Origin of the sequence: Amycolatopsis sp. NPDC006125 (assembly GCF_040614195.1) — a bacterium.
GTDB lineage: Bacteria > Actinomycetota > Actinomycetes > Mycobacteriales > Pseudonocardiaceae > Amycolatopsis_E > Amycolatopsis_E tucumanensis.
Map to the genome: position 1 here is coordinate 21,730 of NZ_JBEXTZ010000012.1, position 13,226 is coordinate 34,955.

The 13,226-nt window shown below is 72.5% G+C and carries 15 protein-coding genes; 10 read left to right on the forward strand and 5 right to left on the reverse strand.

Features of this window, described 5'->3' with window-relative positions; translation table 11 throughout:
- Nucleotides 1-45: 45 nt before the first annotated feature.
- On the reverse strand, nt 46-828 hold the full coding sequence (gene sepH / locus ABZ193_RS08880) for a septation protein SepH (protein WP_020416881.1): 783 nt from the start codon (nt 826-828) through the stop codon (nt 46-48).
- A gap of 84 nt (nt 829-912) precedes the next feature.
- On the opposite strand from sepH, the gene ABZ193_RS08885 reads away from it, so the two are divergent.
- The gene (locus ABZ193_RS08885; protein ID WP_237338974.1) at nt 913-2,142 is read left to right on the forward strand and encodes a glycosyltransferase 87 family protein; all 1,230 of its coding nucleotides are present in this window, start codon (nt 913-915) and stop codon (nt 2,140-2,142) included.
- On the opposite strand, the gene serC is transcribed toward ABZ193_RS08885, so the two are convergent.
- The 3 genes from serC to ABZ193_RS08900 are packed head-to-tail and all read right to left on the reverse strand — an operon-like array spanning nt 2,050 to nt 5,200.
- On the reverse strand, nt 2,050-3,174 hold the full coding sequence (serC, locus tag ABZ193_RS08890; protein WP_020416879.1) for a phosphoserine transaminase: 1,125 nt from the start codon (nt 3,172-3,174) through the stop codon (nt 2,050-2,052). The two genes, ABZ193_RS08885 and serC, sit on opposite strands and share 93 nt — an antisense overlap.
- Before the next feature lie 54 nt (nt 3,175-3,228).
- A complete protein-coding gene (locus ABZ193_RS08895) occupies nt 3,229-4,581 on the reverse strand; it encodes a serine hydrolase domain-containing protein (RefSeq protein ID WP_020416878.1) in 1,353 nt (450 codons plus the stop codon).
- A gap of 4 nt (nt 4,582-4,585) precedes the next feature.
- A complete protein-coding gene (locus ABZ193_RS08900) occupies nt 4,586-5,200 on the reverse strand; it encodes a TetR family transcriptional regulator C-terminal domain-containing protein (RefSeq protein WP_027935691.1) in 615 nt (204 codons plus the stop codon).
- A gap of 15 nt (nt 5,201-5,215) precedes the next feature.
- Here ABZ193_RS08900 and ABZ193_RS08905 point away from each other — a divergent pair, with 15 nt between their 5' ends.
- The gene (locus tag ABZ193_RS08905) at nt 5,216-5,422 is read left to right on the forward strand and encodes a hypothetical protein (RefSeq protein WP_354709457.1); all 207 of its coding nucleotides are present in this window, start codon (nt 5,216-5,218) and stop codon (nt 5,420-5,422) included.
- A 47-nt stretch (nt 5,423-5,469) separates the two neighbouring features.
- Nucleotides 5,470-6,633 (forward strand): MFS transporter, encoded by a 1,164-nt coding sequence (locus tag ABZ193_RS08910; protein ID WP_020416875.1) that lies wholly within the window; start codon nt 5,470-5,472, stop codon nt 6,631-6,633.
- A gap of 22 nt (nt 6,634-6,655) precedes the next feature.
- Here the strand turns inward: ABZ193_RS08910 and ABZ193_RS08915 are convergent, their stop codons facing one another.
- The gene (locus ABZ193_RS08915) at nt 6,656-7,798 is read right to left on the reverse strand and encodes a citrate synthase 2 (RefSeq protein ID WP_027935690.1); all 1,143 of its coding nucleotides are present in this window, start codon (nt 7,796-7,798) and stop codon (nt 6,656-6,658) included.
- Nucleotides 7,799-8,040: 242 nt separating this feature from the next.
- Between ABZ193_RS08915 and ABZ193_RS08920 the strand changes: the two genes are divergently transcribed.
- From ABZ193_RS08920 to pdxH, 7 genes are read left to right on the forward strand one after another with little or no spacing between them, the layout of a single operon-like run.
- Nucleotides 8,041-8,343 carry an urease subunit gamma gene (locus ABZ193_RS08920; protein ID WP_020416873.1) on the forward strand — a complete coding sequence of 101 codons (303 nt, stop codon included), beginning with the start codon at nt 8,041-8,043 and terminating at the stop codon, nt 8,341-8,343.
- A gap of 10 nt (nt 8,344-8,353) precedes the next feature.
- The gene (locus ABZ193_RS08925; protein ID WP_027935689.1) at nt 8,354-8,650 is read left to right on the forward strand and encodes an urease subunit beta; all 297 of its coding nucleotides are present in this window, start codon (nt 8,354-8,356) and stop codon (nt 8,648-8,650) included.
- Nucleotides 8,647-10,353, forward strand: a complete 1,707-nt coding sequence (locus tag ABZ193_RS08930) for an urease subunit alpha (RefSeq protein ID WP_354709459.1) — start codon at nt 8,647-8,649, stop codon at nt 10,351-10,353. Before ABZ193_RS08925 ends, ABZ193_RS08930 begins: the two co-directional genes overlap by 4 nt.
- Nucleotides 10,353-11,018: an urease accessory UreF family protein gene (locus tag ABZ193_RS08935; protein WP_020416870.1), complete on the forward strand. Its 666-nt coding sequence runs from the start codon at nt 10,353-10,355 to the stop codon at nt 11,016-11,018. The genes ABZ193_RS08930 and ABZ193_RS08935 overlap by 1 nt, the downstream gene beginning before the upstream one ends.
- Nucleotides 11,008-11,706, forward strand: a complete 699-nt coding sequence (gene ureG, locus ABZ193_RS08940) for an urease accessory protein UreG (RefSeq protein ID WP_027935688.1) — start codon at nt 11,008-11,010, stop codon at nt 11,704-11,706. The genes ABZ193_RS08935 and ureG overlap by 11 nt, the downstream gene beginning before the upstream one ends.
- Nucleotides 11,703-12,455, forward strand: coding sequence for an urease accessory protein UreD (locus ABZ193_RS08945; RefSeq protein ID WP_020416868.1), 753 nt, complete (start codon nt 11,703-11,705; stop codon nt 12,453-12,455). The genes ureG and ABZ193_RS08945 overlap by 4 nt, the downstream gene beginning before the upstream one ends.
- A gap of 37 nt (nt 12,456-12,492) precedes the next feature.
- On the forward strand, nt 12,493-13,164 hold the full coding sequence (gene pdxH / locus ABZ193_RS08950; RefSeq protein ID WP_027935687.1) for a pyridoxamine 5'-phosphate oxidase: 672 nt from the start codon (nt 12,493-12,495) through the stop codon (nt 13,162-13,164).
- The last annotated feature ends 62 nt before the right edge of the window (nt 13,165-13,226 follow it).

Here is a 13,226-nt window from a genome sequence, read left to right on the forward strand (position 1 = left end):
CGGAACTCGCCCGAGTTGCGGAAACTCGCGCCAACCCCGTGGCTGTCAGCCGCGCTGGCTGCGGACTCCCAGTAGGACGTCTTCCCAGGCTGGGACGGCTGGGTGGGCCTTCTTCTTCGGCTTCGGCTTGGCTGCCGTCGGGTCGGGGTGGGCGTCGATGTCGAGCGTGGGCTGCTCGTCCGCCGGCTCGGGCTCGGGCTCCGGCAGCGGCTCGGCCTCCGCGCCCACCGCTCGCAGCGTCCGCGGCGTGCGGTGCGGGTCCAGCAGGTCCTCGGCGTGCTCGTCCAGCGCCGTGACCGTGCCGCCGTGCGCGCCGGCCGAGAACTGCCAGTGCGCGGCGTTGTCGGAGCGGCCCGCGGTCCACCGGAGCGCCACGATCCACCGGCCGTCGTCGCCGCGCCAGGCGTCCCACGACGCCTGCGAGTAGTCCTGGCCTCGCACGCCGAACGCGTACGCCACGATCTCGCCGAGCGTCCGCACGTCCGGGCCGTCCTCGCGCACCGGGTGCGCCGACTGTGCCAGCTCGGCGGTGCGGGACCGCTCCAGCAGCACCGGGTACGCGAACCGCTCCACCCGTTCCACCGAAACCCCGGCGGCGTCCGCGACCTGCTGCACCGACTCGCCGGCCCGGATCCGGGCCTGGATCTCGCGTGGTCGCATCTGGCTCTCCGTCTCGATTTCGATCTGCCCGAGCCTCGGCACGTCGCCCCGGACGGCCGCGCGCAGCTTCTCATCGGCGGGCAGGAGGAAACGCTCGCGCCGCGCTGGGTCTTCGCACACGATGGACTTACCGTCCTCGTGCAGCCCGACCACTCTCAGCGTCCGCATCCGCTTCCTCCTGACTTCACCTTCGGGTGTTCACGGTAGGTCGGCGCGTCCGCTTGACGGGGCAGGCGCGCCGACACTTTTTGGTTGATCTTGCAGCAATTCCACCCGTTCGGCCACCCGGACGGGACCCCGGTGATCAGGATCCGCGAGTATTGCGCGGTGGGGCGGAGGGTGCTGGCCACGGGAGTGGCGATCGAAGTCGTGCTGGTCGGGATCCTGCTGGCCTGGAAGCGGTTGGACGGCCTGGATCTGGACGTCTACCGGCTCGGCGCGCAGGCGTTCTTCGACCGCGGTGACCCGTACGGCCCATTGCCGCCTACGCGGAACGGAACACTCCTGCCGTTCACCTATCCGCCGTTCGCCGCGTTCGTTTTCGCGCCGTTGCTGGTGATTCCGCCCGATGTCGCGCTCGTCGGGATCACCGTCGTGTCCGTCGTCGCGCTCGGCGCCGTGCTCGCGTTGTGCTTTTCCCGGTACGACCGGCGGCTGCACGTGTTCGGCGGCGCCGCGCTGATCGTCCAGGCGGTGGCGTCGTTCAGCGAGCCGGTGCGCGCCACACTCGGGTTCGGGCAGATCAACCTGCTGCTCGTGCTGCTCGTCGCGGTCGACGCGCTCGCCCCGGTCCGCCGTCGCGGATTCCTGGTCGGCCTCGCCGCGGCGGTCAAGCTGACCCCGGCCGCGTTCGTGCTGTTCTTCTTGCTGCGCAAGGACTTCCGGGCCGCCGGGCGAGCGGTCGCGACGTTCGCCGCCTGCGCGCTCCTGGCGTGGGCGATCGCGCCGCAGGCCTCGGTCACGTACTGGACGAAACTGGTCTTCCAGGGCGAGCGGGTCGGCGACCCCGGCTACATCGGCAACCAGTCGCTGCACGGCCTGCTCGCCCGGCTCGGCGCGCCGACCTGGGCCTGGCTGGTCGCGGTGGCCGTCACCCTCGTCGTCACCGCGCTGGTGATGCGGCGCGCCGACGCCGTGGTGGCGTTGCTGGCGTGCGCGGTCGGCGCGCTGCTGGTCTCACCGGTGTCCTGGACCCACCACTGGGTGTGGGCGGCGCCGGTGATCGGGGTCCTGACGTGGCGAGGGCGGCGGTTCCGGCCGCTGGTGCTCGGAACCGCCGCCCTCGCGACAATGGTGTTCGTGGTCAGCCCGTTGTGGGACCACCGGAGCGTCTGGCCGCTCGCCGAGAGCTACGTCCTCACCGGCGTCCTGCTGCTCCTGGTGCTGGGACTAGTCGCCAAGCCGCTCGACGACCCATTCGATGCAGCTGGTCAGCGCCGTGACGTCGCCCGGCTCGATCGCGGGGAACATGCCGACGCGTAGCTGGTTGCGGCCCAGCTTGCGGTACGGCTCGACGTCGACGATGCCGTTGGCCCGCAGCACCTTGGCGACCTGCGCCGCGTCGACCTCGTCCACGAAGTCGATGGTGCCCACGACCTGCGAGCGCAGCGACGGGTCCTTCACGAACGGCACGGTGTAGCTGGTCTCCTCGGCCCACTCGTACAGCCGCGTCGAGGAGTCCTGCGTGCGTGACACCGCCCAGTCGAGCCCGCCGTTGGACAGCATCCACTCGATCTGGTCGGCCAGCAGGAACAGCGTCGCCACCGCCGGGGTGTTGTACGTCTGGTCCTTGCGCGAGTTGTCCAGCGCCGTGGTCAGCGACAGGAACTCGGGGATCCACCGGCCGCTGGAGCCGATCTTCTCGACCCGCTCGATGGCCGCCGGCGACATCAGCGCCAGCCACAGGCCGCCGTCGGAGGCGAAGCACTTCTGCGGCGCGAAGTAGTAGACGTCGAAGTCCTCGGCCTTGACCGGCAGGCCGCCTGCGCCCGAGGTGGCGTCGATCGCGACGAGCGCGCCCTCGCTGCCCGCGGGGCGGCGCACCGGCACCGCGACACCGGTCGAGGTCTCGTTGTGCGCCCAGCCGACCAGGTCCGCGCCCTGCTCGTAGGCGATCTCCGGGGCGCTGCCCGGCTCGGCCTTGACGACGATCGAGTCGCCCAGGAACGGCGCGTCCGAGGTCACCTTGGCGAACTTCGACGAGAACTCGCCGTAGGTGAAGTGCTGCGCACGCTCGTTCACCAGGCCGAACGCGGCCGCGTCCCAGAACGCCGTGGTGCCGCCGTTGCCGAGCACGACCTCGTAGCCGTCGGGCAGGGAGAAGAGCTGGGACAGACCGGAGCGCACCCGTCCGACGAGGGACTTCACCGGCTTCTGCCGGTGGGAGGTGCCCATGTAGGCGGCGCCCTCGGAAGCGAGGTTCGCCAGCTGCTCCGCCCGGACCTTGGACGGTCCGCAGCCGAAGCGCCCGTCGGAGGGCTTCAGTTCAGCCGGAATGGTCAGCTCATCGGTCATGGACCCAGTCTCGCAGGTCGCGTTTCCGCCGCGTGACGGCGGTGGCGGGTCCCACTATGCGGTACGCCAGCCCTCCGGGTCGACGCCGCCGGGGACGGGCGCGGCCGGGTCGTACGGGGTGCGGGTGAAGACGAACGTCGCCAGGTCCAGGTGCCGCGGCGTGCCGTCGGTGTCGCGGCCGACGCGCAGCGTCTCGCCCGCGTAGTAGCCGTCCAGCCCGAGCCACTCGTCCGGCGCGACCGGGCGGAACCGGGACGCGCGGCCCATGCCGCTGACCGGGGCGAGGCTCAGCATGCCGCCCGGGATCAGCCGCAGGTGGTAGGGCGTCGGGCCCCAGTGCCACAGGCCGGTGAGGGTGAGCAGCGACCGGTCCACCTCGGACGGGCGCCACTCCTCGGGCAGGTTCGGCTCCTGCTCGTCGGCGATCGAGATCAGGTCGACCGCCAGTCCGAGGATCGCCGGGCCGGAGGTGGTGTTGGCGAGGGTCAGCGCGCCGGTGCCGGTGACCTCGTCGACCAGCGTGCAGGCGAGGAACCCGGGCATCGAGCCGGTGTGCCCGGCCAGCCGCCTGCCCTGGTGGCGCAGGACCTGCAGGCCGAGGCCGTACCCGGAGGTCCAGGTGTCGGCGTCGTCGACCGTGGCGACCGCGCGCATCTCGGCGACGGTGTCCGGGCTGAGCACGTCCGCGCTGTCGCCCCCGACGAACGCGGTCCAGCGGGCCAGGTCGCGGACCGTCGACCACAGCTGCCCGGCCGGGGCCATCGCGCCGGCGTCCGGGCTGGGCTCGGGCAGCAGCAGGTCGGCGAACGGGTGCACCGCCCAGCCGCGAGCGTGCTTGCCGGTGGGGTGCGGCGTCGTGCGCGACATGCCCAGCGGTTCGAGGACCTCGCGGTTCAGCGCGGTCAGCCAGTCGGTGCCGCGGTGGCGGGCGATCAGCTCGCCGAGCACGCCGTAGCCGACGTTGGAGTAGTGGAACCGGCTGCCGGGGCGGTTCTTCAGCGCGTCCCGGGCGAGGCTCGCCTCGAGGCTGGCCCAGTCGCCGCCCTCGCTGCGCTCCCACCAGGAGCCGGGGGACTCCGACGTCAGTCCGCCGGTGTGCGAGAGCAGCTGCCCGACGGTGGAGGCGCCGAAGCTCGTGCCAGGCACGTGCTTGTCCAGCGGGTCGTTGAGGTCGAGACGGCCCTCGTCGCGCAGCCGCATCACGAGCGCGGCGACGATCGACTTGGTGATCGAGCCGAGGCGGTACTGGGTGTCGTCGTCGGGCGCGGCGCCGTCGACGGAGCCACGCGCGCCCCACCAGGCGACCTCGCCGTCGCGGACGACGGCGGCGACCATCGACGGCGCGCGGCCGTTCACCTGTTCCAGGGACAGGCGGCGGAGCAGGGCGAACTCGGTGCTGGGCAGCATGCCGTCATTCTGCCGCGCGGGGCGCGAGCAGCTCCGTGAGGGCGAACTCGAGCGAGCCGAGCAGGCGGCGGTGCAGCTCCGACCCGGGCGGGGCCTGCAGCAGGTGCTGGGCGAAGCCGTCGGTGAGGGCGACGACGACGTCGGCGAGCTTCCCCGCGTCCAGGTCGTCGCGGACGTGCCCGTGGCGCTGGGCCTGGCCGAGGAAGTCGGCGGTCTGCGCGCGCATGAACTCGTAGCCCTCGCGCAGGTGGTCCGCCCACTCCGGGAGGACCGCGGCGCGCGCCGCGAACGCGAGGACGACGATGACCTCGGCGCGGCGCTGGTCGTCCAGCGGCAGGGCCTCGGCGACGAGCGCGCGCAGCATGGTGAGCAGGTGGCCCTGCGGGACGCGCATCCAGCGCTGCTCGATGTACTCGCCGGTGAGGTCGAACGCGAAGCGGAACAGCTCGTCGCGGGTGGCGAAGTACTTCTGCACGGCCCCTGCGGAGAGCCCGGCCTCGGTGGCGACGGTGCGCACGCTGACCGCTTCGATGCCCTCCCTGGCGATCAGCCGGAGCACGGCTTCCGCGATCTCCCGGCGGCGCTGCTCGCGGTCCACGATCTTGGGCACGGTTGCCATCCTAGGTTCGGCGGGATGGCGCGCATGATCGAGAGAATCCACACCGGCATGGCTCCGTTCGTCCGTTTCCCCGACGGCACCGAGCCGCCGCTGTCCCAGGCCATGCGCGCCGGCGACCTGGTCTTCACCTCCGGACAGGGGCCGCTCGACCCGGCCACGCACGAAATCCGGCCGACTTCGACGCCCAGGTGCGAGATCGACGGAGTCGCCGAAATCGTTTGACCGCGCGCGTTAAGATACGATCGTATCTTCAAAACCTGGGGGTTGCGATGGCGCAGGGGAAACGCCGCGCGAGTCAGAACGAGCTGGCCGCGGCCTTGACGCGCGGGCCGGTCGAGGTCCTGGACTTCTTCCTGCCCCTGTGGGCGGGCAGCGCGCTGGGCGCGAGCGCGGCCGGGGTGGGGGCGCTGACGGCGCTGGAGACCCTGGTGTCGTTCGTGGTGCGGCCGCTCGCGGGGGTGCTGGCCGACCGCTTCGACCGCGGACGGCTGGCCGCCATCGGCGCTGTCCTCTATGGACTGTCGTTCGCCGGGTACGCGGTCACTCCGGGGCTGGGGCCGGCTTTCGCGGCCGCGGTGCTCGGCGGCGCTGGCGGGGCGATCTTCTGGGTGGCGCTGCGCGCCCGTGTCGGCGAAGGGCTCGACAACGACAAGGCCGCGTTCAGCAAACTGTTCTCCGCCGAGGGCGCTGGCACGTGGATCGCCTTCGTCGCCGCCATGTCCCTGGTGCCGCGCATCGACTACCGCGGCGTGTTCTGGCTCGGCGCGGCCGCCTGTGCCGTCGCGGCGGTGGTGATGCTCGCGCCGACGGGTCCGGCCGCGCCGCGGACGACCGGGCAGGGGTTCGGGCAGCTGGGCAGGCGGTTGCGGCCGATGCTGCTGCTCGTGGTGATCACCGCGCTCGCCGAAGCGGGCGTGGCCCTGTTGCTGCTCATGCACCTGCAGCGCGGGCACCACCTGGAGCTGGGCGAGATCGCCGGGGTGTTCCTGCCCGGGTTCATCGTCTACACGACACTGCCGGAGTACCTGCACAAGGTGACCGGACGGCTGGGCCGCACGACGGTGCTGTCGCTGGCGATGGGGTGCAGCGCGGTCTTCGCGGCAGGACTGTCGTTCGCGCCCAACCCGGTGGTGCTGGCCGGGATGTGGGTGCTGTCGGCGGCCGCGTTCGCCGCGGCGATCCCCGTCGAGCAGGAGATCGTGGCCGAGGCCGCGGGGGTGAGCCTCGGCCGGGCGATGGGCATCTACGAGAGCGCGACGCTGCTCGGCGCCACCATCGGCGCCTTCACCGCCGGCCTGCTCTACGGCACCGGCTCCGGCTGGCGCGCGGCCTGCCTCGGCGCGGCCGTGATCCTCCTGGCCGGCGCGGTCCTGGTGCGCCCGGTGCTGCGCGCGGTGACGGCGCGCGGCGAAAAGGCCCCGGAACCGCAGTGATCCCGGGGCATTCCGCGACGGACTACAGCGGCTTGACCGCCGACCAGCCCTCGACCTCCTCCGGCGAGCGCGGGCCGGGGCCGACGTAGCTCGCCGAGGGGCGGACGAGCCGGCCGGTCTGCTTCTGCTCCAGGATGTGCGCCGCCCAGCCCGCGGTGCGCGCCGAGGTGAACATGGCCGGCATCATGTGCGTCGGGACCTGCGCGAAGTCCAGAATGACCGCCGCCCAGAACTCGACGTTCGTCTCGATCGCGCGGTCCGGGCGCCGCTCGCGCAGCTCGGCCAGCGCGGCCTGCTCCAGCGCCTCGGCCACCTCGTACCGCGCGGCGCCCAGCTCGCGGCACGTCCGCCGCAGCACGCGGGCCCGCGGGTCCTCCGCCCGGTACACCCGGTGCCCGAAGCCCATCAGGCGCTCCTTGCGGTCGAGGATCCCCTTGACCACCTTGCGCGCGTCGCCTTCCTTCTCGACCGCCTCGATCATCGGCAGCACCCGCGCGGGCGCGCCGCCGTGCAGCGGGCCCGACATCGCGCCGATCGCGCCGGACAACGCGGCCGCGACGTCGGCGCCCGTCGAAGCGATCACGCGCGCGGTGAACGTCGAGGCGTTGAGGCCGTGCTCCGCCGCCGACACCCAGTACGCGTCGACGGCCTTGACATGCGCCGGGTCCGGCTCGCCGCGCCAGCGGATCATGAACCGCTCGGTGATCGTGTGCCCCGCGTCCACCGCGGACTGCGGCACGGCAGGCACCCCGACGCCGCGCGCGGACTGCGCCACGTACGACAGCGCCATCACCGAGGCGCGCGCGAGGTTGTCCCGCGCCTCCTCGTCACTGATGTCCAGCAGCGGCCGGAAACCCCAGATCGGCGCGACCATCGCGAGCGCGGCCTGCGCGTCGACCCGGACGTCGCCGGTGTGCACCGGGATCGGGAACGGCTCGGCGGGCGGCAGGCCGTTGCCGAAGTGGCCGTCGACCAGCAGGCCCCACACGTCGCCGAAGCTGACCTTGCCTGCCAGGTCTTCGATGTCCACGCCCCGGTAGCGCAGCGCGCCGCCGTTGCGGTCCGGCTCGGCGATCTGGGTGCGGAAGGCGACCACGCCTTCCAGACCGGGCTTGAACCCGTCGTCCGGTTCAGTGTTGTTCGCAACGGGCGCTGAGGTAGTCACTGGTGAAACCTTTCGCTGCGCATTCTTCCCCGACATGGAGTTGTTACGCGCGCGTGACGCGCTCGGGGGCGCCTCGTCGCACGGTGACCACACCATGCCCCTCGAACGGCGTAGGGGCAATCGAAGAATGCGGTGGTTTCGGTCACGATTACGAGAACGATTCAGCCGGATGGGCCGTTCGCACGTAAATCCTGTGTTTCGCGCCTGCGTGTCGCCGTCCACGCGGTGATAGACCTGAGCCCATGCACCTGAGCCCCCAGGAGCGCGACAAGTTGCTGGTCCACGTCGCCGCCGACGTGGCGCGGAAGCGGCTGGAGCGCGGCGTGCGCCTGAACTACCCGGAAGCCGTCGCGCTCATCACCGACCACGTCCTGGAGGGCGCCCGCGACGGCCGCACGGTCGCCGAGCTGATGTCCAGCGGCCGGTCCGTGCTGTCCCGGGAGCAGGTGCTCGACGGCGTGCCCGAGATGGTCGACTCGGTCCAGGTCGAAGCCACCTTCCCGGACGGCACGAAGCTCGTCACCGTGCACGACCCGATCGTCTGAGGAGCACCGAGTGCGTCCAGGAGAGATCATCCCGGCGGAATCACCCGTGGAGCTGAACCCGGGTCGCCCACGCGTGCGGTTGCGGGTGAGCAACACCGGTGACCGTCCGCTGCAGGTCGGCTCGCACTACCACTTCGCGGTGACGAACCCGGCGCTCGAATTCGACCGGGCGGCCGCGCGCGGTCACCGCCTGGACATCCCCGCCGGCACCTCCGTCCGCTTCGAGCCGGGCGTCGAGCGCGAGGTCGGCCTGGTGCCGCTGGCGGGCCGCGGCGTGGTGCCGGGCCTGCGGAAGGACGCCGAGTGACCAGCATCGACCGCGAGCGCTACGCCGAGCTGTTCGGGCCCACGACCGGAGACCGGATCCGGCTGGCCGACACCGATCTGCTCATCGAGGTCACCGAGGACCGCAGCATGGGCGCCGGCTCCGGCGACGAGGTGCTCTTCGGCGGCGGCAAGGTGATCCGCGAGTCGATGGGCCAGGGCATGGCGACCCGCGCCGAGGGCGCGCCGGACCTGGTCATCACCGGCGCCGTCGTGCTCGACCACTGGGGCGTGGTCAAGGCCGACGTGGGTGTGCGCGACGGCCGGATCGTCGGCATCGGCAAGGCGGGCAACCCGGACACCATGGACGGCGTCGACCCGGACCTGGTGATCGGCCCGGCCACGGAGGTCCTGTCCGGCAACGGGAAGATCCTCACCGCGGGTGGCGTCGACTGCCACGTCCACTTCATCTGCCCGCAGCTCGTCGACACCGCGCTGGCCTCCGGCCTGACCACGCTCGTCGGCGGCGGCACCGGCCCGTCGGAGGGCACGAAGGCCACAACGGTCACGCCGGGGCCGTGGAACCTGGCCCGGATGTTGCAGGCGATGGACGGCCAGCCGGTCAACGTCCTGCTGCTGGGCAAGGGAAACACCGTCCGGCCGGAAGCGCTGCGGGAGCAGCTCGCGGCCGGCGCGGGCGGGTTCAAGCTGCACGAGGACTGGGGCACCACGCCGGCCGCGATCGACGCGTGCCTGTCCGTGGCCGACGAATCCGGCGTGCAGGTGGCGATCCACACCGACACGCTCAACGAGGCCGGGTTCCTGGAGTCCACTGTGGACGCGGTGGCCGGCCGGTCGATCAACGCCTACCACACCGAGGGCGCCGGCGGCGGGCACGCGCCGGACATCATCAAGGTCGCCGGGCTGCCGAACTTCCTGCCGTCGTCGACCAACCCGACCCGCCCGCACACGGTCAACACCCTTGACGAGCACCTCGACATGCTCATGGTGTGCCACCACCTCAACCCGTCGGTGCCGGAGGACCTGGCCTTCGCCGAGAGCCGGATCCGGCCGAGCACCATCGCGGCCGAGGACGTGCTGCACGACCTCGGCGCGATCTCGATGATGAGCTCGGACTCGCAGGCGATGGGCCGGATCGGCGAGGTGATCATCCGCACCTGGCAGACCGCGCACGTGATGAAACGCCGCCGCGGCGCGCTGCCCGGCGACGGTGCGGCGGACAACCTGCGGGCGCGTCGCTATGTCGCCAAGTACACGATCAACCCGGCCATCGCGCACGGGATGGACGGCGAGATCGGTTCGGTCGAGGTCGGCAAGCTCGCCGACCTGGTGCTGTGGGAGCCGAAGTTCTTCGGCGTCAAGCCGCACGTCGTGCTCAAGGGCGGGTTCGTCGCGTGGGCCGCGATGGGCGACGCGAACGCGTCCATCCCGACGCCGCAGCCGGTGCTCGCGCGGCCCATGTTCGGCGCCGCGCCGTCCGTGGCCGCCGCGAGCAGCCTGTACTTCGTCGCGCCGGAGGCGCTCGGCACCGAACTTCCGGTGACCCGCGCGCTGGTGCCGGTGAAGAACGTGCGGCGGGTGACCAAGGCCGACATGGTGCTCAACGACGCGCTGCCGGACATCCAGGTCGACGCGGACAGCTTCGCCGTGCACGTGGACGGCGAGCTGATCGAGCCGCAGCCGGTCGCCGAACTGCCCATGGCCCAGCGGTACTTCCTGTTCTGATGGGCATCTCCGCGATCCTGCTTGCCGACTCCCGGTTCCCGGGCGGCGGCCACGTGCACTCCGGCGGGCTGGAGGAAGCCGTGGCGCGCGGCCTGATCCGCGAGGTGCGCGACCTGCCGGGCTTCCTGCACGGTCGCTTGTGGACGGCCGGGTACCTCGCCGCCGCCTTCGCCGCCGCGTCCGTCGGGTGCAGGCAGTGGACGCGGCTGGACGAGGAGCTCGACGCCCGCACGCCGTCCCCGGCCCAGCGCGCGGCCTCACGCGCCCAGGGCCGCGGCACCGCGCGCGCCGGTCGCATCGCCTGGCCGTCCCCGGTGATCGACGAGCTGCTGGCCGCCACCCCGCGCCCGCACCACCCGATCATCACCGGCGCGCTCACCGGCGTCTCCGGGGGCACGCCGCGGGACGCGGCGCTGACCGTCGCCTACCTCGCGGTCAGCGGGCCGGCGAGCGCGGCGGTCCGGCTGCTGGGGTTCGACCCGTTCGCGGTGAACGCGGTGGTCGCGGCGCTCGCGCCCGACCTGGAAGCCGTGGCGGACAAGGCGGCCGGCTGCGCCGGGACCGACCCGGCGCGGCTGCCGTCCCCGGGATCACCGGCGCTGGACCTGCTCGCCGAAGCACACCTGCGCCACCACCAGGAAGAGGTGCGTCTCTTTGCCAGCTGAACACGGACACGGGCACGGCCACGTGCACCCGGTCAACTTCGACCCGACGGCCACCGAACCCGACCGCTACGAGGCGCCGCCGTCCCGCGGCCGGGCCTTCCGCATCGGCATCGGCGGGCCGGTCGGCAGCGGCAAGACCGCGCTGACCGCCGCGCTGTGCCGGGCGCTCGGGGACGAGATCGACCTCGCCGTCGTGACCAACGACATCTACACCACCGAGGACGCCGACTTCCTGCGCAAGGCCGGGGTGCTCGACCCGGCGCGCATCGAGGCCGTGCAGACCGGCGCCTGCCCGCACACCGCGATCCGCGACGACATCACCGCCAACCTGGACGCGGTGGAACGGCTGGAGGAGCGGTTCCCCGGCCTGGAGCTGGTGATCATCGAAAGCGGCGGGGACAACCTGACCGCGGTGTTCAGCCGGGGCCTGGCGGACAGCCAGATCTTCGTGGTCGACGTCGCGGGCGGGGACAAGGTGCCGCGCAAGGGCGGGCCGGGCGTCACGACGGCCGACCTGCTGGTGATCAACAAGATCGACATCGCCCACCTGGTCAACGCCGACATGGACGTGATGACCTCCGACGCCCACCGCATGCGCGGGGAGCTGCCGGTGATCACCCAGTCGCTGGTGCGCACGCCGGACGCGCCCGACGTGGCGGCCTGGGTGCGCAAGCAGCTCGCCGGGTGAAGGCGCACGCCCGGCTCGTGGCCGAGGTCGCCGGCGGGCGGACGGTGCTGCGGGAGCTGAAGTCGATGGCGCCGCTGACCCTGGTGCCGCGGCGCGCGTCCGGTCCCGCGGCCCAGGTCCACCTGGTCAACTCGGCGACCTCCCCGCTCGGCGGGGACGAGCTGGTGCTGGAGGTCTGCGTCGGGCCGGGCGCGGACCTGCGACTGTCCGGCGTCGCCGCGACGCTCGCGCTGCCCGGCCCTGCCGCGGCGGCCAGCAGGTCGTCCGTGCGGGTCGAGGTCGGCGCCGGTGGGTCGCTCGCGTACCTGCCGGAACCGACCGTGGTCACCGCGCGGGCCCGGCACACCGCGGAGCTGATCGCGACCCTGGACGGGACCGCACGTTTCCGCACGCGCGAGGTGCTGGTCCTCGGCCGCGCGGGTGAAGCACCCGGACGGCTCACCACGTCGCAGCGCGTCACCTCGGGCGGCAGGCCGGTGCTGGACCAGACCCTCACCGTCGGCGACCCGGCCCTGGACGCCAGCGCCGCCGTCCTCGCCGGGCGCCGCGTGCTGGCGACCGAGCTGCTGGTCGGCGACGAGGTGGTGGAGCCGTCGAGCGGCGACTGGTGGGCGGTGACGCCGCTGCCGGTCGCGGGGCACCTGATCACCGCGCTCGCCCCGGACGCGGTCACCGCCGAGGAGCTGCTGGGCCGTGGCAGGTGTCACCGTTCGCTGGCTTTCGGAGTGGCCCCCCAGGCCCTAACGTGAGCTGTTACGGGTGAGTAAGCGGGTCGGAGGTTGGCACATGCCAGAGGTCGAAAACATCGACGACGTTGCGGTACGCCTTCCCGGCATGCGGGTGGCCTACGACGGCAAGGCGCTGGACGAGGCCGACCTGGCCGGCAGCTGGACCGAGCAGCTGCAGGACTGGCTGAACGAGGCCATCGCCGCCGGGGTCGCCGAAGCCAACGCCATGGTGCTGGCGACCGCCGACGCCGAAGGTCGACCGTCCTCCCGCACCGTGCTCTGCAAGGGCCTCGACGAGCGCGGTGTCGTGTTCTACACGAACTACACCTCGAAGAAGAGCCACGACCTGACCGTGACCCGGTACGCGTCGGCGACCTTCCCCTGGTACGCGCTGCAGCGGCAGGTGACCGTGCGCGGCGAGGTGGAGAAGGTCGACGTCAAGGAGACCGCCGAGTACTGGAAGCAGCGCCCGCGCGGCTCGCAGCTCGGGGCCTGGGCGTCGCCGCAGTCGAAGGTCGTCACGAGCCGCCGGGACCTGGACGTCGCGCTGTCCTCGATCGAGCGCCGCTTCGGCGACGTCGAGGAGGTGCCGCTGCCGCCGCACTGGGGCGGGTGGCGCATCCGGCCCGAGATCGTCGAGTTCTGGCAGGGGCAGCAGAACCGGCTGCACGACCGGCTCCGGTACGTGCGCACCCAGGACGGGTGGCACATCGAGCGCGTCGCCCCCTGACCCGTGCCGACCGCGGATCTCGCCGCCGCGAGTTCTGCGTTCCCGCCCTGCTGCCGGCGAGC

Excerpts from the sequence above, each read along its gene's own strand:
- sepH (WP_020416881.1), bottom strand. The coding sequence starts at position 828 with ATGCGGACGCTGAGAGTGGTCGGGCTGCACGAGGACGGTAAGTCCATC.
- serC (WP_020416879.1), bottom strand. The coding sequence starts at position 3,174 with ATGACCGATGAGCTGACCATTCCGGCTGAACTGAAGCCCTCCGACGGG.
- ABZ193_RS08895 (WP_020416878.1), bottom strand. The coding sequence starts at position 4,581 with ATGCTGCCCAGCACCGAGTTCGCCCTGCTCCGCCGCCTGTCCCTGGAA.
- ABZ193_RS08900 (WP_027935691.1), bottom strand. The coding sequence starts at position 5,200 with ATGGCAACCGTGCCCAAGATCGTGGACCGCGAGCAGCGCCGCCGGGAG.
- ABZ193_RS08905 (WP_354709457.1), top strand. The coding sequence starts at position 5,216 with ATGGCGCGCATGATCGAGAGAATCCACACCGGCATGGCTCCGTTCGTC.
- ABZ193_RS08910 (WP_020416875.1), top strand. The coding sequence starts at position 5,470 with ATGGCGCAGGGGAAACGCCGCGCGAGTCAGAACGAGCTGGCCGCGGCC.
- ABZ193_RS08920 (WP_020416873.1), top strand. The coding sequence starts at position 8,041 with ATGCACCTGAGCCCCCAGGAGCGCGACAAGTTGCTGGTCCACGTCGCC.
- ABZ193_RS08935 (WP_020416870.1), top strand. The coding sequence starts at position 10,353 with ATGGGCATCTCCGCGATCCTGCTTGCCGACTCCCGGTTCCCGGGCGGC.
- pdxH (WP_027935687.1), top strand. The coding sequence starts at position 12,493 with ATGCCAGAGGTCGAAAACATCGACGACGTTGCGGTACGCCTTCCCGGC.